Here is a 20,446-nt window from a genome sequence, read left to right as displayed (position 1 = left end):
CACGGGGGCTTGCGCGGGTCCGGACGCGGATCTGAGCCGGACCGGGACCGAGCCCGGACCTGCGTGGATGGGCAGCGGAACTCGTCGCCGGGCACGGGGGCTTGCGCGGGTCCGGACGCGGATCTGAGCCGGACCGGGACCGAGCCCGGACCTGCGTGGATGGGCAGCGGAACTCGTCGCCGGGCACAGGGGCTTGCGCCGGTCCGGACGCGGGTTTGTGCAGGCCCGGACGGTTCAGTCGACGCGGCAAGCTCCGCAGGTCAGTCACCGGTTCCGGGACCGAACCTGTCCGGAAATGACCTCAGGGTCGACGCGGGGACCGGTCCGGGAATCGACCTGGGGAATGCCCCCTCGGGACTGCCCCCCGGGACTGACCCGGGACTCCCCGCCCCGGGGCTGACCCGGGACTCCCCGCCCCGGGGCTGACCCGGGACTCCCCGCCCCGGGACTGACCCGGGACTCCCCGCCCCGGGACTGACCCGGAGGGCAGCCCCGGAACCGGCTCTCTGGAAGCCCCCGCCGGATACGCCCCGGAACTGACTCCCGGAACCGCTACCAGGAACCGCCCCCCACACACACACAGAGCCCCCGCACCGCCCCCGGCACCAGCGCCGGAGCTGCCCCAGGAAGTCACCAGACCGGAGTTGCCCCAGGAAGCACTCGCGCCGGAACTCCCCTCAGAAGTCACCCGCACCTGAACCGCCCCGATACCGCCCCGGGAGTCACCCCCGCCGCCGACGCCTCAGCAGCCGGATCCGGCGGACCGTCGCGATGAGCCCCGCGACGAGCGTCCCGCCGTACAGCCAGCCGGCCTGTGTGGCGAGGCCGGTGAACAGGCCGACGAGGCGGTTGCCGAGGCCGCCGCTGCCCTCGGCCACGGGGAACAGGCCGATGGCGAAGGCGATCGGCACGACGACCGGCGCGGTCAGCAGGTCACCCCGGCGGATCCAGAGCGCGGTCAACGCGCACACCGGCAGGAACAGCACGCCGTACACGGTCAGCGACGCCCCGAACAGCAACAGGTCGACGCACCCGAGCACGAACATCACGGCCGCGCAGAACAGACCGCCGCCGAGCCCGGTGAGCCGGGGGTTCGGCAGTTGCCGTACGGCCTGCGCCGCCGCCGGGCTCGGGCGTCGTACGGCCGCCGGACGGCGCTGTGCGGTGCCGCGTGCCTGCGGGTTCGGGCGGGTCGCGCGCGCCGGGCCGCCGTTCGGGCCCCGGCCCGCCTGCGGGGGCAGGGGCGGGGCCCCGCGTCTTGCGCCGGGCTGTGGGGGTCGTGTCCTGTGTTGCTCCACTGGACCAACTTAGGTCGGTTTATGTGCCGAATAGGTCCTCAGACACGCCGACGGGCAGACCTTGGCCAGGTGTTCGACGCGGAGCCGGGGCGGGGCGGCTCACGCCGTAGACTGGTTGATCGGCCCCGGGCCCAGTCCCCGTCAGCCCGCAGTCCCCCTTCATCGCTCTCACGCCTCTCACGTACGGGAAGTCGCAACGTGTCGCTCACGATCGGAATCGTCGGTCTGCCGAATGTCGGCAAGTCGACCATGTTCAACGCCCTGACCAAGAACGACGTGCTCGCGGCCAACTACCCGTTCGCCACGATCGAGCCGAACGTCGGCGTGGTCGGTGTCCCCGACGCGCGCCTGGCGAAACTGGCCGAGATCTTCTCCTCGCAGAAGATCCTCCCGGCGACGGTCGACTTCGTCGACATCGCGGGCATCGTGAAGGGCGCGTCGGAGGGCGAGGGCCTGGGCAACAAGTTCCTCGCGAACATCCGTGAGTCCGACGCGATCTGCCAGGTCATCCGCGCCTTCAAGGACGAGAACGTCGTCCACGTCGACGGCAAGGTCTCGCCCAAGGACGACATCGAGACGATCAACACCGAGCTGATCCTCGCCGACCTCCAGACCATCGAGAAGGTCCTGCCGCGCCTCCAGCGGGAGTCGCGCATCAAGAAGGACATCGGCCCGAAGGTCGCCGCGGTCGAGGCGGCGAAGGAGATCCTGGAGCGGGGCGACACCCTCTTCTCGCAGGGCATCGTCCAGGGCTCCGGCAACGAGGAACTCCTCCACGACCTGCACCTGTTGACGACCAAGCCCTTCCTCTACGTCTTCAACGTCGACGAGGACGAGCTGGTGGACGAGGACTTCAAGACCGAGCAGCGCGCCCTGGTCGCCCCCGCCGAGGCGATCTTCCTCAACGCCAAGCTGGAGGCGGATCTCGCCGAGCTCGACGAGGAGGAGGCGATGGAACTCCTGGAGTCGGTGGGCGTCGAGGAGCCCGGCATGGCGACCCTGGCCCGCGTCGGCTTCGACACCCTCGGCCTGCAGACCTACCTCACGGCAGGCCCCAAGGAATCCCGCGCCTGGACCATCAAGAAGGGCGCCACCGCTCCCGAGGCCGCCGGCGTCATCCACACCGACTTCCAGAAGGGCTTCATCAAGGCGGAGGTCATCTCCTTCGCCGACCTGGTGGAGACGGGGTCGGTCGCGGAGGCCCGCGCGAAGGGGAAGGCGCGGATGGAGGGCAAGGAATATGTGATGCAGGACGGGGACGTGGTGGAGTTCCGCTTCAATGTGTAGTCGGTTCGTTACTGCGAGATAGAAAATTCTGCAAGTATGCAGGCCAGAAGGGGTCGGGCTCTGGTGAGCCCGGCCCCTTCCGCATTCCCGTGCTGACTTGGTGCTGACTCAGCCGCGATGGGGCGGAGTCAGCTTCTGTAGGTCGAGGTTGATCTCGAAGGGCACCGGACGGTGGAGTGAGCCCCTGAAGATGCCGACGGGTACGTAGGTGGCGGTCGGCTCATCAAGTTCGTAGACGTGGACGATGGGTGCTCCGTCCTCGTCCTCGATGCGCCAGTAGTGCGGGATGCCGGCCTCTGCATATTTGTGGAGCTTTACCGTGCGGTCCCGGTGGGCGGATTCGGGGGAGACCACCTCGACGGCGAGTCGTACTTCATCCGGTGCGAACCAGGTGCGGTCACCGTCGAAGTCGGCCGTCGTCACCAGCAGATCCGGCTCGGGCCGATTGCGTTCATCGAGCTTGATGGTCATCTCCCGCCCGACTCTTACGTCGGCCGGCGCCTGCTCCATGAGCGCCACGGTGAGCATCGTGACGAGATGGCCGTGCCACCACCGTTGCGGGGACATCATGAATACGAGGGCTCCGTCGATCAGCTCGGTGTGGCGCGGCGCTTCCGGGAGGCGGTCCAGGTCCTCCGCGAACCAGCCTTCCGCGCGGGGCGGGCGCATCCAGTCGGGCAGTGCGGTCATGGCTCAACCGTAGCGAATCGGGGAGATCCGGGCCATGAGATCGACGACGGCGGAATCACCCTCCTCTCCCCGCCCCCTGCGAACCTCTGCCGCCCGTGCTGATTCTGCGCTGACTCGACCCGTCCAAGATGACGTTTCCGTAGGTGGGAGCGTCGTATTGGATGTTCCGGTTCAACGTGTGAGCCGATGAGCGGTTGACACAACACCGAACACCGCATCAGCAACCCGCCGAAATCGCACGTCAGATGGGGCCCGACTCCACCTCCTCGAAGCCGAAGCCGAAGCCGAAGCCGAAGTCGAAGGCGAATTCGAGGTCGAGGTCGAGGTCAAAGCAGGAGTCGGCCCCCGCCCCCGAAGCCCCTCAGCCCAGTGAACCCGTCGAGCCCTGGTTCCCCGACCGGAGGACGACCTCGGCCACGACCGTGGGGATCAGCAGCACCACGCAGCACACGAAGCCGAACAGCCCGGCTTCGAACCAGTACACCGGATGCCAGTCCATGCACGCGAGCGGCGGCGAGCAGCCGATGCCGGCCGGGTCGGCCGGTGGCCCCTTCTCGGCGTCCCCGGTGGCGACGCAGAGTACGGAGACGACGGCCGAGGCGGACAGCAGGCTCCAGCGGATCCATCGGGGTCCCCACCACGACGCGATCCAGCCGGCGACGGTCACCGTCGGCAGGATCCACACGTAGCCACTGATCATTCCCGCCCCTTCCCCCCCTCCGTATCGGTCCGCGACAACGAGATCTGGCCGAGCGGCCGACAAAGCCCAGCGAGGGTGCCCGTCGAGACGCGGAGTGCCCGAACCTGAGCAAGCCCTCCGCCGCAAGACCGACCACCCCCGAAGCCGCTCAGCAGTCGCTCAAAAGCCGTGTCGCGCCCCGCCGTCCACCGACACCATCACCCCGGTGACGTACGACGCCGCCGGAGACAGCATGAACGCGCCCGTGCGGCCGAACTCCTCCGGGGATCCGTAGCGGCGGAGCGGGATCGCCGATTCGTTCGCGGCTCGTCCGGCGTCCGGGTCGGGGGACAGGGCGTCCAGTTCGCGCATGCGGTCGGTGGCGATGCGGCCCGGGAGGAGGCCTACGACGCGGATTCCGCGGGGGCCCAGTTCGTTCGCGAGGGATTTCGCGAAGCCTGCCAGGCCGGGGCGGAGGCCGTTGGAGATGGCCATGCCGGGGGCCGGTTCGTGGGTCGTGCCGGAGAGGACGAAGCCGATGGAGCCGCCGGGCCCCAGTTCGGCCGCCGCCGCTCGGGCCAGTCGTACCGTTCCCAGGAACACCGACTCGAACGCCGCCTGCCACTGTTCGTCGGTGGTGGCCGCGGTGTCGCCAGCAGGCGGGCCGCCGACGCTGACGAGGATGCCGTCGAAGGCGCCGAACAACTCCCGTGCGGTGGCGATCAGTTGGTGTGGTGCCCGTGGGTCCGAGTTGTCCATGGCCACTCCCGCCGCGTTCGGGCCCAGCTCGGCCGCCGCCTCGGCCGCGCGCTTCTCGTCGCGGCCGGTGATGACCACCTTCGCGCCGTCGGCGACCAGTTCGCGGGCGACGGCGTGGCCCAGCCCGCGGGTGGCGCCGGTGAGGACGTACACCCTGTTCTTCAGTCCGAGGTCCATGGATCCGGTTCCTTTCTGGCAGACCTAGTGGCCGAGGGCCGAGGGCCGAGGGCCGTGGCGACGACGGCGTCCACCCGCGCCCTCAGCTTCGTGTCGTCCTCCTCCGTCCAGGCCCACGTGACGTGTCCGTCGGGGCGGATCAGGGCGGCGCGTACGTCCGCCCAGGCGGGCCGGGTCCGGTCAGGTGTACCGGTGCGCACGGCGATCCGCCGCTGGGCGCGGTCGGCGAGCGCGCCGTTCCCCGTGAGGTCGAGCAGGACGTACGAGTCCGCCCGCAGCGTATTGAACAGCGTGCCGTCCGTGCTGGTCAGGGGGAGGTCGGGGACGCGGGTGCCGGTCACCGGGTGGGCCGTGGGGTCGGTGCTCGGGTAGGCGACGTCGAGGGCGGTCAGGCGGCCGGCCAGTACGTCGCTGAACTCCCGTGACGCGGGGACCGTCCGGCTCAGCAGGTCCCGCAGGGCGAGCCCCTCGGGCGAGAAGGCGTGGAACAGGTAGGTCTGCGCGCGGCTGTGCTCCATCAGCTGCTCGCCGACCGGGTGGCGGTCGGTGTGGTAGCTGTCCAGCAGCCCGTCCGGGGCCCAGCCGTCGATCGTCGCGGCCAGCTTCCAGCCGAGGTTGAAGGCGTCCTGGAAACCGACGTTCATCCCGACGCCCCCGGTGGGGAAGTGCTGGTGGGCGGCGTCGCCCGCGAGGACGACGCGGCCACGCCGGTAGTGGGTGGCGAGCCGGGTGGCGTTGCCGTAGCGGGAGAGCCAGGACGGGTCGCGCATGCCGAAGTCGTCGCCGGCGATGTCGACGACCTTCTCGCGCAGTTCGTCCAAGGTGAAGTCGCCGGGCCACTCGGTGGTCACGCTGTCGGGGCTGGTGCCGGCGATGCGCCACCGGTTGTCGGGCGGCGGCACGACCATCAGCCCGCCGCGCTCGTTGAAGCGGTTGAAACCGGGCGCCGGCGGATTGTCGAAGAGGACGTCGCCGAGCCAGCCGAGACAGGTCGAGGACGTGCCGGGGAACTCGATCCCGGCGACCTCCCGCACGGTGCTCCTGGTGCCGTCGCAGCCCGCGATGTACTCCGCCTCGATCTCGTACGGCCCCTCGGGCCCCTCCACCCGCACGGTCACCGAGTCCGCGTGCTCGGTGAAGCCGGCGACGCGGTGCCTGCGCCGGACGGTGGCGCCGAGCCCGCGGGCGTACTCCTCGAAGAGCGCCTCGGTGCGGGCCTGGGGGATGAAGAGCGTGTACGGGAACGGGGTGTCCAGGACGGCGAAGTCGAGCCGGTTGGAGAGGTTGGCGAAGTGGCCTGTCGAGATCTTCAGGCTTTCGTCCAGGAAGCGCCGGTGGATGCCCCGGGAGGCCAGCACCTCGACGCCGCGCGGGTGCACGGTGAGCGCCTTGGAGCGGTCGTCGATCTCGGTACGGGTTTCCAGGACGGTGACGGAGATGTCGTTCAGGCGCAGTTCGGCGGCGAGCCAGAGGCCGACGGGGCCGCCTCCGGAGATGACCACCTGCTGCGATTCGACCCGCCGTGTCTGTCGGGGCTGCCCGTTCTCGACTCGCTGTGCCTGCTCTGTTTCGACCCGCTGCGCGGCCATGAGATCACCCATTCCTTGGTCACTGACCTAGAATCTTGGGCGCAGTAAACTAGGTCAGTGACCAACAAGCGACAGGGCGACCGACTGGATCCGGCCACGGTGATCCGCGCAGGGCTGGACCTCCTGGACGAGAAGGGTCTGGACGCGGTGTCCACGCGCGCGGTCGCCGACCGGCTCGGCGTGCGGATCAACACCGTGCAGTGGCATGTGAAGACCAAGGCCCGGATGCTGGAGCTGATGGTGGACGCCGTACTCGGCGAGATCCCGCTCACCGACCTCCCGGAGGTCCCCGCCGAACGGGCCCGCGAACTGGCCCGCCGGTTTCGTCGCGCCCTGCTGTCCCATCGCGACGGCGCGGCACTCTTGGTCGGCACGTACGCCGCCGAGCCCATGACGCTGGCCTTCGCGGAGAGCCTGGTCGAGGCGTTGCTGGCGTGCGGCCTGGGTGATCGCGAGGCCGCGTGGACCTCGTGGGCGGTCGTCTACTTCGCGCTCGGGCTCACCCAGGAGGAACAGGCCGTGGATCACCGGCCGTTGGGCGACATCCTGGCGCGCGCGATCTCCCCGGCGACACACCCCGCGCTGCATCGCGTGGCCGGGCATCTCGCGCCCGGGTCGTTCGAGGAACGGTACGAGTTCGGGGTGGAGGCGCTGCTCGCCGGGCGGTGAGAAGCGGGGGCGGGTAGTTCGGCGGGCGGACTTCAGGACGTGCGGGACTTCAGCGGACGTACTTCAGGGTGTCAGCGAGTTCAGCGGACGTACTTCAGGGTGTCAGCGAGTTCAGCGGACGTACTCCAGGGTGTCAGCGAGTTCAGCGGACGCACTTCACGGCGTCAACGAGTTCAACGGACGGACTTCAGCGCGCTCTCCACGCCGGCCAGCACCGTACGTGCCTGGTGTTCCACCTGGTGCCGGACAGGCACCCAGCGCACCCGCAGCGCCTCCTCCGCGTCCGCGCACCACGCGCTGAACAGCCCGTCCACCTCGCGGTACAGCGCCGGGGCGGCTCGGTCGTCCGATGCGCGCAGGAGTCGTAGAAGAAGGCCCGCCGCGCGGATCGGCTGGCGGCGGGCCACGATGTTCAGGGCCGCGACCTGGGCCGTCGTCAACAGCCGTGGGTCGGCGGCGGACTGGCGGGCGAGTGGTTCCCAGGAGGTGGCGACCATGTCGTAGAGGCCGTCGGCCATCCACTCCAGCACGCGTCTGAGCGGGTCGTCCTGGGGTGCCGGCAGGAAGCCGCGTGCCTTGTCGAGTACGGCGGTCACCTGGCGTCCGCCGGTCAGGACCAGGTCGGCGAAGTCGCGGAGCGCGCGTTCGGCCTCCGGGTACGGGGACAGGTCCTCGGCCAAGTCGCTTGCCCACATGGGGACTTCGACGATCGCGGTGACACCGCCGTACCGTGGAGGCGCGCACCAGGTGGACGCCCCGATGTTCTCCGAACCGGCCGCCAGGCGTGCGGTGCTGTCCGGCGGAGGCAGGACGTAGATCGCGGGGCCGGGGTTCTCCCAGAACAGGGCGTCGTACGTGCCGTGTTGGAGGGGGATGCCGAGTTCCGCGGCGGATGTCCGGAAGGGCGCGGCCAGTTCGGGGAGGTCGCGGGTCAACTGGACCCAGCTGCCGCCCACATCGGTGCTGTGCAGGGAGCACTGGAGGAACGGGCGCAGCTCGTCGATGAGCCCGAACAGGGCCTGGCTCTCCGGGAGTCGGCTGGAGACGATCGGCGCCCATTCCGGTTGCTCGGCGGCGATCGGGCGGTAGGTGGAGCGGTAGTAGCTCCCGAGGGTGGGGTCCCCCTCCGGTCCGGGCGTGGCCCCCTGGGTTCCGGCCTCGCTCAGGGCGGCGCCGTCCGGGTCGAGGCACAGGACGATGTCCCAGGTGACGAGGGCGGGGTCGGTCGCCGCGGACAGGTGGTCGCCGCGCGCCATCCGCTCCGCGAGCACGAGAGCTGTCGCGCCGCCGACCGGCTCGTCGGGGTGCGGGCCGGCGACCACGAGGACGTGGTGCGGTCCGTGTCCCACGGACAGCAGCAGGAGCGGGCGGCCCGCACGGGACGTGCCGAACCGGCGCAGTCGGCAGGATCCGGGGTACCGGGAGACCAGCCGCCGTGCCGACTCGGTGACGTCGGTGACTGTGGGGTAACGGTTCGTCATGCGAGCCATCGTGTTAGTCGTGTGACCTTTGTCAATGACGCCCCGAGACGCTCGGATCGGAAGATCGGGTAATTCTTCGAAACATTCGAGCGAAATCATTCGAAGGCTGGATCTTGAATTCCCGCTATTCATCGGGAACCCTCCGTCGTGTATGTCGAATGTGGCGCATGAGCTGCATAAATAGCCACAACGCCCGGCATTGATCGGCTTCGAATATTTCGCACTCGACACCGAAACTATTGACAGTTGACAGGGGCAGGCCAACACTGACGCCGACGTGACCCTGCTGCCTCCAGGACGAGGAGGAAACACCCCCCATGAAAAAGGCACCCGCACTGCTGCTGGCCCTCCTGGCCGTGCTGACCCTGCCCGGCACCGCCCGTGCCGACACGGTCGTCACCACGAACCAGACCGGCACCAACAACGGCTACTACTACTCGTTCTGGACCGACGCCCCGGGGACGGTCTCCATGACCCTCGGCTCGGGCGGCGCCTACGGCACCACGTGGAGCAACACCGGCAACTTCGTCGCCGGCAAGGGCTGGAGCACCGGCGGTCGCCGGAACGTGACGTACTCGGGGACCTTCACCCCGTCCGGCAACGGCTATCTGGCGCTCTACGGCTGGACGTCGAGCCCGCTCGTCGAGTACTACGTCGTCGACAACTGGGGCACCTACCGGCCCACCGGCACGTACAAGGGCACCGTCACCAGTGACGGCGGGACGTACGACATCTACAAGACGACGCGGTACAACGCCCCCTCCGTGGAAGGCACGAAGACCTTCGACCAGTACTGGAGCGTCCGGCAGACGAAGCGCACCGGCGGCACCATCACCACCGGCAACCACTTCGACGCCTGGGCCCGCGCCGGAATGCCGCTCGGCAGCTTCCGCTACTACATGATCCTCGCGACCGAGGGCTACCAGAGCAGCGGGAAATCCAGCATCACCGTGAGCTGACCACATCCCCCAACTCCCGATGCCGGAGGACGACTTCACATGAAACCCGCCTCGTTACGACCCCTGGTCACCCGGCACATCACCGGGCTGGCCGTCATCGCCCTGGCCGCCGCCGGGACCCTCGCGATCGGTGTGAACACCCCTGCACGGGCCGCGACTTGCGGCGGTTACGTCGGGCTCACCTTCGACGACGGCCCGTCCGGCAACACGCCCACCCTCCTCAACGCGCTGAGGCAGAACGGACTTCGGGCCACGATGTTCAACGAGGGCCAGTACGCGGCCAGTTACCCCGCGCAGGTCAAGGCGCAGGTCACCGCCGGGATGTGGGTCGGCAACCACAGCTACACCCACCCGCACCTCACCCAGCAGACCCAGGCGACGATCGACTCGGAGCTCTCCCGCACCCAGCAGGCCATCGCGGCCGCGGGCGGCGGCACCCCCAGGCTCTTCCGCCCGCCGTACGGCGAGACCAACGCGACGGTGAAGGCCGTGGCGGTCAAGTACGGTCTGACGCAGATCATTTGGGACGTCGACTCGCAGGACTGGAACGGCGCGAGCACCGACGCGATCGTCGCGGCGGCCGGCCGCCTCACCAACGGCCAGATCATCCTGATGCACGACTGGCCGGCCAACACGGTCACGGCGATACCGCGGATCGCGCAGGGGCTGGCGGCGCGGGGGCTGTGCGCGGGGATGATCTCGCCGCAGACGGGGCGCGCGATCGCCCCCGGATAGCGGCCGCCGCGCCGCCTGTACCACCCCGATGCCCCTCGGGCCAGGGCATTGACCTGCGCTTTCAGGTTGTGTTCAGGCTCGGAGGGGTCTCGGGCAACTCATGCACAGGAAGCCCCCAAGCTCTGGCAAAGGGGTCTGGGGCAACCGCCGTTCGCCATGTCATCGTGCCTGCCATGACGACGGATCACCTCACTCACGACCGGCCTTCGCGCCGCATCCGGCACGCGGCGAGCAAGGTGCCGGAGGTGACCGTCTACTTCTGGATCATCAAGGTGCTGACGACCGGCATGGGGGAGACCGCCTCCGACTTCCTCGCCCATGCGTTCGGCCCGATCCCCGCCGTCGGCCTCGGCGGCATCGCCCTGGTGGCCGCCCTGGCCGTGCAGTTCGCCGTCCGGCGATACGTGGCCTGGATCTACTGGACGGCGATCGTCATGGTCAGCGTGTTCGGCACGATGGCCGCCGACGTCCTGCACGTCGGCCTCGGCGTGCCGTACGCGCTCTCGACACCGTTCTTCATGGCCGTACTGGCCGCCGTCTTCGCCCTCTGGTACCGCAGCGAGGGCACCCTGTCGATCCACAGCATCCACACCCGGCGCCGCGAGGTCTTCTACTGGGCCACCGTGCTCGCCACGTTCGCGCTGGGCACGGCCTGCGGGGACCTCACCGCCACGATCGGCCTGGGCTATCTGGGCTCCGCCTTCCTGTACGGCGCCGCGATCGCGGTTCCGGCCCTCGCGCACCGGTGGGGCGGGCTGAACGAGGTGGCCGCGTTCTGGGCGGCGTACGTCCTCACCCGCCCGCTCGGTGCGTCCGTCGCCGACTGGATGGCCGTCGGTCGTCAACGGGGCGGTCTCGACTGGGGACTTGGGCCGGTCACGCTCGCCTGGACGGTGGCCATCCTCGGCTTCGTCGGCTACCTCGCCGTCTCCCGGAAGGACGTACGGCACGACGCTCCGGCGTGAGTGCCTGTTCTCATCCGGCGGGCAGGCTGACCACGAACCGTGCCCCTGGGGCGTGTTCGGAGTCGTACGTCACCTCGCCGCCGGCGGAGCGGGCCAGGCGGCGCGCCAGCGGCAGGCCGAGGCCCGCTCCGCCGTGCCCGTCGCCGGGATCCGCGCGCCGGCCGGGCTCGAAGAGCCGCGATGCGAACAGGGGCGGTACGCCGGGGCCGTCGTCCACGATGTCGAGGCGGACGCCGTCGGAAGCCTGGTGGGCGCGGACGGTGACCGTGGTGACGGCGTAGCGGCAGGCGTTGGCGAGGATCGGGCTGACGATGCGTTCGAGGAGGGCGGGCGGGACTTCGGCCACGAGGTGCGGGCCGTCCGCCGTGATCGTCAAGTGGCGTGGTGCGTACGGCACTTCGGCCAGCGCGCGCAGAACCGGCAGGACCTCGGTGGTGCCCGGCGCGGTGAGGGTGCTGTCGCGGGCGTCGTCCAGGAGGGTGTCGCAGATCGTGCGCATGGACTCGGCGGCATCGGCGATGACCCGGTGGGTGGCGCGGGTCTGGGCGGCGGTGCGGGGGCGGGCCTGCCACCAGTCGAGCTCGGCGACGATCCGGCTCAGCGGGGTGCGCAGCTCGTGCGAGAGCTCGCCGGTGAGCCGGCGCTCGGAGCGCAGAAGGGTGCGGATACGGTCCAGCAGGGCGTCCAACGACCCGCCGAGCCGGGCGAGTTCGGCCGGATGCCGGATGCTGCCGAACCGTTCCTCGGAAGCGACCGCGCTCCACTGGGTGGCCTGGTCGGTCATCGTGCGGACGGGGCGCAGCGCGCGGCCGACCGCCAGCCGGGTCAGGGCGTAGGTGCAGGCGAGCATGAGGGCGTCCAGGGCGAGTGAGCCCGTGAGCAGGGTGTCGGCCGAACTCCGGTATGGGGAGAGGTCCAGCGCGGTGACGACGGTGGCCCGGCTCTTCGCTCCGGGTACCGGCTGGGAGCAGAGCCGTAGGGGGCGCTGGACCGTGGCGGTGACGCACCGCTGCCCGCCGCGCCGGGCCAGCGCGTCGGTCAGCCGGGTCAACTCGCCTGCGGCGGGCGGCTGTTCCAGCAGATGCGGACCGGAGTAGATCCAGACATTGGCGTCGAGGAGCGCGTCGTTCGCACTCTCCAGGACCCGCACCGCCGTACCCCTGGTGTCGACGGTCGTCGCGACGGCGGCGGCGCGGGTGCGCAGTTCGTCGTCCGCCTGGTGCTGGAGGCGGTGCCGGGCAACGGAGTTGAACGCCACGGTGAGGACCAGCATCAGCAGCGCGGCGGTGAGCAGCGCGACGAGGGAGAGCCGGCCGCGGAGGGTCCGGGGGGCCGGGCGACGGACCCCGTTCATGACAGCCGGTGTCCGACCCCGCGGGCCGTGCCGATCGTGTGGGTGCTGCCCGCCTCCCGGAGTTTGCGGCGCAGCCGGGTCAGGTACTGGTCGAGGGTGTTGTCGTGGACCCGGGCCCCTTCTGGCCAGGCCGCCCGGATCAGATCGCGGCGGCTCACGATTCCGCCGGAAGCCGCCATGAGCGCGGCCAGGAGGCGGAACTCGGTCGGGGTCAGGTCGACCCGGGTGTCCCGGACGTCGACCGTGTGCCGGACGGCGTCCAGGACCAGGTCTCCCGCCGTGGCGGCGGGCGGGGGCGCCGCCCGTCTGAGGGCCGCCCGCAGGCGGGCCGCCAGTTCGGCGAGGTGGAACGGCTTGGGCAGGTAGTCGTCGCCCCCGGCCGAGAACCCGGACAGCCGGTCGGGCAGCCGGTGATGCGCGCTGAGGAAGATGACCGGGGAGCGGAACCCGTTCGCCCGCATCGCCTGGCACACGTCCCGTCCGTCGGCGTCGGGCAGTCCGATGTCGAGTACGGCGGCGGAGACCTCGGCGGTGGCCAGGCGCAGGGCGGTCGCGCCGTCCGGGGCCGGGACGGGGTCGTAGTCCTCGTCCCGCAGCCCGCGCATCAGCACGTCCCGCAGGGCGTGATCGTCCTCGACGACCAGGATGGTCCGGCGCATGGTCCTCCCTGACTCCGAACGACTACGGCGACTACAATCCTGTAGACGGTCTACGGAACTGTAGACGATGGTGGTGCGGGAGCGCGCCGTACGACGGTCAGGAAGCGTTCAGGTGTCCGCTGGCACGGTCGGGCCGCATGACATACGAAACCTCCGAGACCGCTGAGACCTCCGGGGCCGCCCTGCCCGGTGCCGCTCGGCCGCGCCGGAACAAAGTGCCGGAGGTCACCGCCTACTTCTGGATCATCAAGGTGCTGTGCACGACGGTCGGCGAGACCGCGGCCGACCTGCTGAACGAGAAGGCCGGCCTGGGCCTGACCGGGGTGTCGCTGCTGATGAGCGGGCTGCTGGCCGTCGTGCTGGTGGTGCAGTTCCGTACGCGGGCCTACAGCGCGGGCGTCTACTGGCTCGCCGTGGCGCTGATCAGCGTCGTGGGAACGCTCATCAGCGACAACCTGACCGACAACATGGGCGTGCCGCTGGAGACGAGCACCGCGGTGTTCGCCGTCGCCCTCGTGGTCGTGTTCATGGTCTGGTACCGGCGTGAGGGGACGCTGTCCATCCACAGCATCGACACCACCGGCCGCGAGGCCTACTACTGGCTCGCCGTGCTGTTCACCTTCGCGCTGGGCACCGCCGCCGGTGACCTGGTCTCCGAGCGCATGAACCTCGGCTACTGGCTGTCCGCCGTCCTGTTCGCCCTGGCCATCGGGGCGGTCGCGGTCGCCCACTTCGCCCTCGGCCTGGACGCGGTGCGCAGTTTCTGGATCGCCTACGTCCTCACCCGCCCGCTGGGCGCGTCGATCGGCGACTACCTCTCCCAGCCGACCGGTGACGGCGGCCTCGGCTTCGGCACCGTCGTCACGAGCGTGCTGTTCCTGGCGGTCATCCTCGGACTGGTGGTGTATCTCGGGGTGACCCGCAGGGACGTCATCGACCGAAGGCCGTCGTGATCGCCGGGGTCACGGGGTGTCCGGCGAGGACATGGCGGACGGCGTCGAGGGGGACAGGGCGTTCGTAGTAGTCCTCGAAGTGGGCCTGGACCTTCTCGGGGGAACGGTCGGTGAGGAGGTGGAAGAGGTGGTCGGCGCCGTCCGCGTACCCGTAGTCGGCCGGGAAGTCGATGGCCGAACCGGTGCGCCAGGCGGTGTCGCCGGTCTCACGCCACAGGCAGGCGGTGACGCGGGGGACGCCCAGGTGCTGGTCGGTGAACGCGGGATCGTCCAGCGACGGACGCAGCGCGGCGGGCACGTCGTCGACGACACCGGGCCAGACCTGTCCGTCGTCCGTCCCGTACGGGCTCATCTTCGACTCGTGGTCGAAGCCGCGTATGAGCACGCCGGCCGGGGTGAAGAGGACGGAGAAGTCGTCCCCCGAGCCGTTGTCCATCAGGGCCGCCTCTTCGTCGGGGCCCCAGTTGGCGTCGAAGGTGTATTCGACGAACTGCGGATCGTCGCCGATCGTCGCATCCAGGACCGCCAACGCGCGCAGATGGACGCGGAGTTCCGCGGGGTCGGGGAGGAGGGCGGCTGCCTCGTGCACGGTGCTCATGACGTCATGAAAGCAGGCGCCACTGACAATCCGGGCCGCCCCGCACGGTGAGCCCGGCCCGCCCTACCCGGTGACCCCGGGCAGCCGGATTCCCGCCTCGGCCAGCAGCCTCCGCTCCCCACCCGTGAACGAAGGCCCGTCGAGCCGCGGCCGCGGCGGTCCCATCAGTGCCGCCGCGAGGACGCCCGGCCGGAGGAGGGCCGTGCCCGGGGACTGGAGGGTCAGTACCTCTGTCATCGCGGTGGCCACGTGGTGGGAGCCCGTGGCGGTGCGGGAGAGGCGGCTGACGTAGCGCTGGAGGAGGCGGTCGGCGGTGTTCGCTGTCCTGCCCTCTGCCGTCGCGTAGTGGATGTCCTGGCCCACGGCGAGACTCCAGGCGAGTTCGACGGGGCCCGCGATGGCCCGTTGTGCCTTGCGGGAGAGGCCGTTGGTGAGGCCGAGGGCGGACAGTTGGGTGCGGAGGGCCACGGCGCCCAGGGCCGCCACCGACATGCCGTGGCCGTACACCGGGTTGAACGCGGCGACCGAGTCGCCCAGCGCCACCAGGCCCTCCGGCCAGGACTTGAGCCGTTCGTAGTAGTGGCGCCGGTTGACCGTGCTGTGGGTCACGGCCACGTCGGTGAGCGGCTCGGCGTGGGTCAGGAGGTCGGCGATGACCCGGTGGCGGAGGGTGCGGGCGTACGGCTCGAACTCGGCCGCCTCGCGGGTGGGTTGGGCGCCCGGGGTGCCGATCAGGCCGACGTGCCAGCGGCCGTTCTCGATCGGGACGATGCCGCCGGTCCGGCCGGGTTCGCCCGTCCGCGGGTCGGCCTGGACGCTGATCACGGGCCAGTTGTCGGTGGGGACGGGGGCGCGGTAGACCCGGCTGGCGTACGCGATGCCGGAGTCGATGCGGTCCTGGGCCAGGCCCGAGATGCCCAGCTCGGCCAGCCACTGCGGAGTCCGCGCCGCCTTTCCGGACGCGTCGACGACCAGATCCGCGGTCAGTTCGCTCTCGGTGCCGTCCGCCGCGCGCAGCCGTACGCCGGTCACGCGGCGCGAACTCCCCAGCAGGGCGGTGACCTTGGTGTGCGGGCGGACGCCGACGCGCGGGTCCTTCAGCACCTGCCTGCGGACGACGGAGTCCGTGAGGTCGCGGCTCGCGGTGATCAGATAGTGGCTGTCCCGCCTCCAGCGCCGGTACCAGCCCTCCGGCGAGAAGATCAGCATGTTCGTCGTCATGGGCACCCGGTGGGCGCCCGCGGACAGCAACTCCTTGACGGTGCCCGGCAGCAGCTCCTCGATCGCGTTCGCCCCACCGGACAACAGGACGTGGAAATGCGCCGCTTGGGGAACGCCGGGGCGTGCCTCGGGCCCCTCCGGCAGGCCGTGCGCCTCGATGATCTCGACGGAGTCGACGTGGTCCCGGACGGCGGCAGCGGCGAGCAGGCCGGCGAGGCTGCCTCCGACGACGACGGCGCGGGTGGACATCCGGTGCGGTGATTCCGTCATGGGGCGAAGATAACAATCCCAACTTCCCGAGCGCATGGGTCAGTTGACCGCCCTACGGTCCGTCCCACGGCTCGTCCCACCGCCCGTCACGCGCCGTCGAGCAGTGACGCGAGCCCCCGGTCGAGGGTCGGTCCCAGAGCCTCCCGGCCCGGCTCCGTCACCCGGTACGTGCGGCGCAGGAAGTGGTGCAGGGCGACCGTGTCGAAGCGGATCATCGCGATGCCCTCCGCCGAGTGGAACTCGACGGCCGTGTGGGCGGGGCCGTACGGCCTGATGTGTACGTTGCCCATCCCGGCCGGGGTGTCGAGGCCCTCCTCCAGCAGCGCCCGGGCGAAGGTCCACGTCACCTTCTTGCCGTCCAGGGATATCCAGGCGGGGAACAGGAGTTGTACGGCGAAGGGGTCGCCGGAGGAGTAGCGGAGCGTGACCGTCACGGCCAACTCCTGGTCGTCGTCGGCGATCAGACGGGCGCCGGTGGGCTGTTCCAGGGTGACGGGGCTCATGGGCGGTCTCCGATTTCGGGCGGGGCGGCGGCCGTTGTGCCGACACACCCTCCTTGATCACCCGGAGGGGCCTTTGATTACGCCGTGGCGTACGGCAATTCATGTGACCTGTGTCACGTTATGGAACCCCTGCAACTTTAATTGAAAGTTTCGCCATCTAGGGTACAAACCCTTCCCCGCCCCGCCTGGCAACTGGAGCGTTGCTGCCATGAACGACGGTCCCACCGCCGAGTACGCCCGGATCTACGAGGAGCAGCAGCCGCGCCTCGTCGCCTACGCCCGCTCACTCACCCGGAACGCCTGGGTCGCCGAAGACCTCGTCGCCGAGGCGCACTTCAGGGTGTGGCGCAGGCTGTCCGCCGGGCACGAGATCGACAACGTACCGGCGTACCTGATGACCACGGTGAAGCACCTCGCGACCGCCGCGGGGAGCGCCGCGCGTGAGACGCCGCTCGATCCGGAGGTCGGCGAGCGGGTCGGCGCGCAACGGGCGTACGACCCGGCCCACGGGGGCGATCCGGCCGAGCAGGTGTCCTCGACCGACCTGCTGGTACGGGTACTTGAGCAGTTGCCCGAGCGGTGGGTGAAGGCGTTGTGGCTGGCCGAGGCGGAGGGGCTGCCGCTGGCCGCGATAGGCCCGCAGCTCGGCACCAAGCAGGGCGCGACGGCCGTCCTGCTGCACCGGGCGCGCGAAGGCATGCGGCAGGCGTTCCTGCGCGCCCAGACCAGCGCCCCTGACGATCCCGCGTGCCAGGTCCACTGGGCCCGTATGCCCGCGTACGTGCGCGGCGGCGCCACCGAGCGGCAGTCCGAACGGCTCCTCGGCCACGTCGACGCGTGCGACGACTGCCGGGCCCGCCTCGCGGCCCTGATGCGCGCCAACGACCGGCTGCCCGCACTCGTGGCACCGGCCCTGCTGGTGTTCGCGCTCGGCGGCACGGGCAAGTTCCTGCTCGCGTTCGGCGCCGGGTCCGCGGGTGCGGCCGGTGTCGCGGCGGGCGGCCATGGCGGCGGACTGCTGCACGGCGTACGGCAGGCGGCGGTCGGCGCCGCGAAGACCCCGGTGGTCGCCGCGGTCGGCGCGGCCGTGGCGGGCGCCGTCGCGATGATCGTCGTCCTCGGCGGCGGCGACACCACGGAGGTCCCCGTCGCGAAGGGCCCGGTCACCGAAGTCCCGGTCTCCCAGGCCCCGGTGGCGTCCCGGCCGCGCATGAGCAAGCCCTCGAAGACACCGGTCGACCAGCGCAGTTCTACGGCACCCGCGCCGGACGCCGGGACAAGTGCCGTGTCTCCGGCCTCACTTGGCATCACCCGCCCGAGGCCGACCGCCACGCCGGTGGGGGAGAGCGGCGGAACACCCGCTCCTACGGCGCCTGTTGAGACACCGCCGGTGACGACGGAGCCGATACCCGTGCCGCCGGTGAGTACGGAACCTGTTCCTGTTCCGTCTGCGACCACCGAACCGGTTCCTGTTCCGCCGGTGAAGGTGACGCCGGACCCGACTCCGACACCACCGGTGGTCACGGAGCCGGAGCCGACTCCCACAGAGCCGACCTATTCGGAGCCGACTCCGACCGAATCGACTCCCGCCGAGCCGACTCCCAGCGAGCCGACTCCGACGGAGTCAACTCCCGCCGAGCCGACTCCCGGCGAGCCGATCCCGACGGAATCGACCCCCGCGAACCCGTCTCCCAGCGAGCCGATCCCGACCGAGTCGACCCCCGCGGACCCGGCTCCGAGCGACCCCGTGAAGGAGACTCCGGAGCCGACGACCCCGGAACCCACCACTATCGAGCCGACCACCTCCGAGCCGACCACTCCGGAACCCACGACCACCCCGGAGCCCACCACCCCGTCCGAACCGTCGTCACCGTCACCCACGCCCACGCCCGCACCCACACCTGAGCCGTCCACGGAAGCTCCAACTCCATCCGATCCCAAGCCCGTTGACCCCCCGATCCGCGACAAGCCCTGTGGCCGGGCCGTCGAGGCCGACGGCGATCAGCCGATCGCGTAGGCCCGGTAGACCGTCTCCACCGACGTGCCGCCGGCCGAGTCGGTCACCTGGGAGCGCAGGGCCACCGCGCCGGAGGCCGGGTTGTGCACGGCGGCCTTCCAGGCGGACCCGGAGCGGGTGACGGAGACGGCCTTCCAGGTCGTGCCGCCGTCCGAAGACGCCCACACCTTCAGGGACTTGACCGTCGACTTGGTGAACTTGATGTCGGGGCCCTGGGATCCGCGCCCCGCGCTGACGGTGACCGACGTAGTGCTGTTCGCCTGCGCCCGGTTGCGGCTGTCGAGACCGGCCGGCAGGAAGCGGGTCATGAAGACGGGCGCGACCACCGACTTGGCCGGGTCGGCCTTGAACCGCCAGTCGAGGGTGACGCGCGACGACAGCATGCCGGACGGGAAGGTGATGCCCGGACGGTAGCGGTGGGCGTCCACGGTCAGCCGGTAGGTGCCGGCCGAGCGGATGCGCGCGGCGAACGAGGCGTCGGAGGAACCCCAGTTGGTCAGGGTCTGCTTCTTGATCGTGGTGCTCCCCTTGGTCAGGACCACCGTCTCCTTCGTCGGATCGGCGCCCCAGACACCCACGTCGGGGTCGCCGATCAGCGCGTCCGGGATGAAGTTCACGGACTTCTGCCAGACCGTCGGCAGATAGTGCATCGGGCTCCACACCGCCCGCCCGAACGACTGGGTGAAGCTCTGCCCCGCCTTCAGCGTCCTGGTCGCCGGGAAACCGCCGCTGACGACATCGCCGTTGTTCGCGATCACGTCGCTGCGCTGCTGCCAGGTCCCGGGTGTCACATGGACCGCGGTGGTGAACGGCGCGCTGCCGTCAGTGACGTTGGCGTACAGGTCGGTCGTGCAGTCGTCGACTTTGGGCTCGGACTGGACGGCGGTGTCGTTCTGGGTGCCCATCTGCGTCCCGGCACGCACCGAGAAGCGCAGCGTCGCCAGCTTCGACCGCTTGAACGCACCGCCGGGTGCGGCCGGGATACCGGTCGTGTTCTTCACGGCGACATAGCTGTCGTTGCCCGACCACTGCGCCATGTACCCGAACTGGAGCAGCTTGGAGGAGTTGGGGATCGCGTAGAGGGACCCCGCGTCGTTCCAGCCGCCCGCGCTGTACGCGGAGGGCATGTCCATGCTGCCGGCGCACACCTGCGCGCTGATCCGAGCCGGCCCCGTCACATCGGCCGGGGTGTCCAGCGACACCTTCACGGCCTTGCCCTTACGGGCGTCCAGCGTTACGGACTCGGCCCCCGACACCGTCACGACCTGCGCGCCGACGGTGTCGGTGCCCAGCCCGTCGGTGGCGCTCTCATAGATGTCGGTCATCGCGATGTACCGGCCCGCGGGCAGGCTCAGCCGCTTGCCCGACTTCACGGTGCGCGTCTCACCGGACGGTACGGCGACAACGGTCACCGTCGTCGCCACCTTCGCGCCGTGCCGCCCCAGCGTGGTCACGGTCAGCGAACTCGACGCCGCCTGCGCGGTGGCGGCGGGAACGACCAGCGGCGCGAGCAGGGCCACGCCGACGAAAGCGAACGGTATGCGTCTCGTACGTCCGACACGACCTGCGCTCATGACGATCCC

The 20,446-nt window shown here is 70.5% G+C and carries 19 protein-coding genes; 7 read left to right on the top strand and 12 right to left on the bottom strand.

Annotation, left to right across the window (positions count from 1 at the left end; genetic code table 11):
- Positions 1-722 precede the first annotated feature (722 nt).
- Positions 723-1,298 carry a DUF6542 domain-containing protein gene (locus ACIRRY_RS35810; protein WP_403981222.1) on the bottom strand — a complete coding sequence of 192 codons (576 nt, stop codon included), beginning with the start codon at positions 1,296-1,298 and terminating at the stop codon, positions 723-725.
- 198 nt (positions 1,299-1,496) lie between these two features.
- On the opposite strand from ACIRRY_RS35810, the gene ychF reads away from it, so the two are divergent.
- On the top strand, positions 1,497-2,585 hold the full coding sequence (gene ychF, locus ACIRRY_RS35805; RefSeq protein ID WP_403981220.1) for a redox-regulated ATPase YchF: 1,089 nt from the start codon (positions 1,497-1,499) through the stop codon (positions 2,583-2,585).
- A gap of 108 nt (positions 2,586-2,693) precedes the next feature.
- Here the strand turns inward: ychF and ACIRRY_RS35800 are convergent, their stop codons facing one another.
- The 4 genes from ACIRRY_RS35800 to ACIRRY_RS35785 form a co-directional block, all read right to left on the bottom strand.
- Positions 2,694-3,275 carry a Uma2 family endonuclease gene (locus ACIRRY_RS35800; RefSeq protein ID WP_403981218.1) on the bottom strand — a complete coding sequence of 194 codons (582 nt, stop codon included), beginning with the start codon at positions 3,273-3,275 and terminating at the stop codon, positions 2,694-2,696.
- 361 nt (positions 3,276-3,636) lie between these two features.
- Positions 3,637-3,975, bottom strand: coding sequence for a hypothetical protein (locus tag ACIRRY_RS35795; RefSeq protein WP_403981216.1), 339 nt, complete (start codon positions 3,973-3,975; stop codon positions 3,637-3,639).
- A gap of 159 nt (positions 3,976-4,134) precedes the next feature.
- A complete protein-coding gene (locus tag ACIRRY_RS35790; protein WP_403981214.1) occupies positions 4,135-4,890 on the bottom strand; it encodes an SDR family oxidoreductase in 756 nt (251 codons plus the stop codon).
- Positions 4,875-6,479 (bottom strand): FAD-dependent monooxygenase, encoded by a 1,605-nt coding sequence (locus ACIRRY_RS35785; RefSeq protein ID WP_403981212.1) that lies wholly within the window; start codon positions 6,477-6,479, stop codon positions 4,875-4,877. Before ACIRRY_RS35785 ends, ACIRRY_RS35790 begins: the two co-directional genes overlap by 16 nt.
- Before the next feature lie 57 nt (positions 6,480-6,536).
- On the opposite strand from ACIRRY_RS35785, the gene ACIRRY_RS35780 reads away from it, so the two are divergent.
- The gene (locus tag ACIRRY_RS35780; RefSeq protein WP_403981210.1) at positions 6,537-7,148 is read left to right on the top strand and encodes a TetR/AcrR family transcriptional regulator C-terminal domain-containing protein; all 612 of its coding nucleotides are present in this window, start codon (positions 6,537-6,539) and stop codon (positions 7,146-7,148) included.
- A 173-nt stretch (positions 7,149-7,321) separates the two neighbouring features.
- On the opposite strand, the gene ACIRRY_RS35775 is transcribed toward ACIRRY_RS35780, so the two are convergent.
- Positions 7,322-8,629, bottom strand: coding sequence for a M14 family zinc carboxypeptidase (locus ACIRRY_RS35775; RefSeq protein ID WP_403981208.1), 1,308 nt, complete (start codon positions 8,627-8,629; stop codon positions 7,322-7,324).
- 317 nt (positions 8,630-8,946) lie between these two features.
- On the opposite strand from ACIRRY_RS35775, the gene ACIRRY_RS35770 reads away from it, so the two are divergent.
- From ACIRRY_RS35770 to ACIRRY_RS35760, 3 genes are all read left to right on the top strand, one after another.
- Positions 8,947-9,588, top strand: coding sequence for a glycoside hydrolase family 11 protein (locus ACIRRY_RS35770; RefSeq protein WP_403981206.1), 642 nt, complete (start codon positions 8,947-8,949; stop codon positions 9,586-9,588).
- 39 nt (positions 9,589-9,627) lie between these two features.
- On the top strand, positions 9,628-10,323 hold the full coding sequence (locus ACIRRY_RS35765; protein ID WP_403981204.1) for a polysaccharide deacetylase family protein: 696 nt from the start codon (positions 9,628-9,630) through the stop codon (positions 10,321-10,323).
- Positions 10,324-10,496: 173 nt separating this feature from the next.
- Positions 10,497-11,288 carry a hypothetical protein gene (locus ACIRRY_RS35760; protein WP_403981202.1) on the top strand — a complete coding sequence of 264 codons (792 nt, stop codon included), beginning with the start codon at positions 10,497-10,499 and terminating at the stop codon, positions 11,286-11,288.
- A gap of 10 nt (positions 11,289-11,298) precedes the next feature.
- Here ACIRRY_RS35760 and ACIRRY_RS35755 read toward each other — a convergent pair whose 3' ends face one another.
- Together ACIRRY_RS35755 and ACIRRY_RS35750 are read right to left on the bottom strand one after the other, a co-directional pair.
- Positions 11,299-12,642 (bottom strand): sensor histidine kinase, encoded by a 1,344-nt coding sequence (locus ACIRRY_RS35755; RefSeq protein WP_403981200.1) that lies wholly within the window; start codon positions 12,640-12,642, stop codon positions 11,299-11,301.
- Positions 12,639-13,301, bottom strand: a complete 663-nt coding sequence (locus tag ACIRRY_RS35750; protein ID WP_403981198.1) for a response regulator transcription factor — start codon at positions 13,299-13,301, stop codon at positions 12,639-12,641. The genes ACIRRY_RS35755 and ACIRRY_RS35750 overlap by 4 nt, the downstream gene beginning before the upstream one ends.
- Positions 13,302-13,438: 137 nt before the next feature.
- Here ACIRRY_RS35750 and ACIRRY_RS35745 point away from each other — a divergent pair, with 137 nt between their 5' ends.
- Entirely contained in the window at positions 13,439-14,254 is an 816-nt protein-coding gene (locus ACIRRY_RS35745) for a hypothetical protein (RefSeq protein ID WP_403981195.1), read from the top strand.
- Here ACIRRY_RS35745 and ACIRRY_RS35740 read toward each other — a convergent pair.
- From ACIRRY_RS35740 to ACIRRY_RS35730, 3 genes are all read right to left on the bottom strand, one after another.
- Positions 14,232-14,852, bottom strand: coding sequence for a hypothetical protein (locus ACIRRY_RS35740; protein WP_403981193.1), 621 nt, complete (start codon positions 14,850-14,852; stop codon positions 14,232-14,234). The two genes, ACIRRY_RS35745 and ACIRRY_RS35740, sit on opposite strands and share 23 nt — an antisense overlap.
- Positions 14,853-14,915: 63 nt before the next feature.
- Positions 14,916-16,343: an FAD-dependent oxidoreductase gene (locus tag ACIRRY_RS35735; protein ID WP_403981190.1), complete on the bottom strand. Its 1,428-nt coding sequence runs from the start codon at positions 16,341-16,343 to the stop codon at positions 14,916-14,918.
- Between the two features lie 86 nt (positions 16,344-16,429).
- On the bottom strand, positions 16,430-16,846 hold the full coding sequence (locus tag ACIRRY_RS35730; RefSeq protein WP_200682001.1) for an SsgA family sporulation/cell division regulator: 417 nt from the start codon (positions 16,844-16,846) through the stop codon (positions 16,430-16,432).
- A 208-nt stretch (positions 16,847-17,054) separates the two neighbouring features.
- Between ACIRRY_RS35730 and ACIRRY_RS35725 the strand changes: the two genes are divergently transcribed.
- On the top strand, positions 17,055-18,863 hold the full coding sequence (locus ACIRRY_RS35725) for a sigma-70 family RNA polymerase sigma factor (protein ID WP_403981186.1): 1,809 nt from the start codon (positions 17,055-17,057) through the stop codon (positions 18,861-18,863).
- On the opposite strand, the gene ACIRRY_RS35720 is transcribed toward ACIRRY_RS35725, so the two are convergent.
- The gene (locus ACIRRY_RS35720) at positions 18,848-20,437 is read right to left on the bottom strand and encodes a hypothetical protein (protein WP_403981183.1); all 1,590 of its coding nucleotides are present in this window, start codon (positions 20,435-20,437) and stop codon (positions 18,848-18,850) included. The two genes, ACIRRY_RS35725 and ACIRRY_RS35720, sit on opposite strands and share 16 nt — an antisense overlap.
- Between the last annotated feature and the right edge of the window lie 9 nt (positions 20,438-20,446).

It is taken from the genome of Streptomyces sp. NPDC101776, assembly GCF_044766845.1.
Classification (GTDB): Bacteria; Actinomycetota; Actinomycetes; order Streptomycetales; family Streptomycetaceae; genus Streptomyces.
This window is presented reverse-complemented; position numbering and strand designations above follow the sequence as displayed.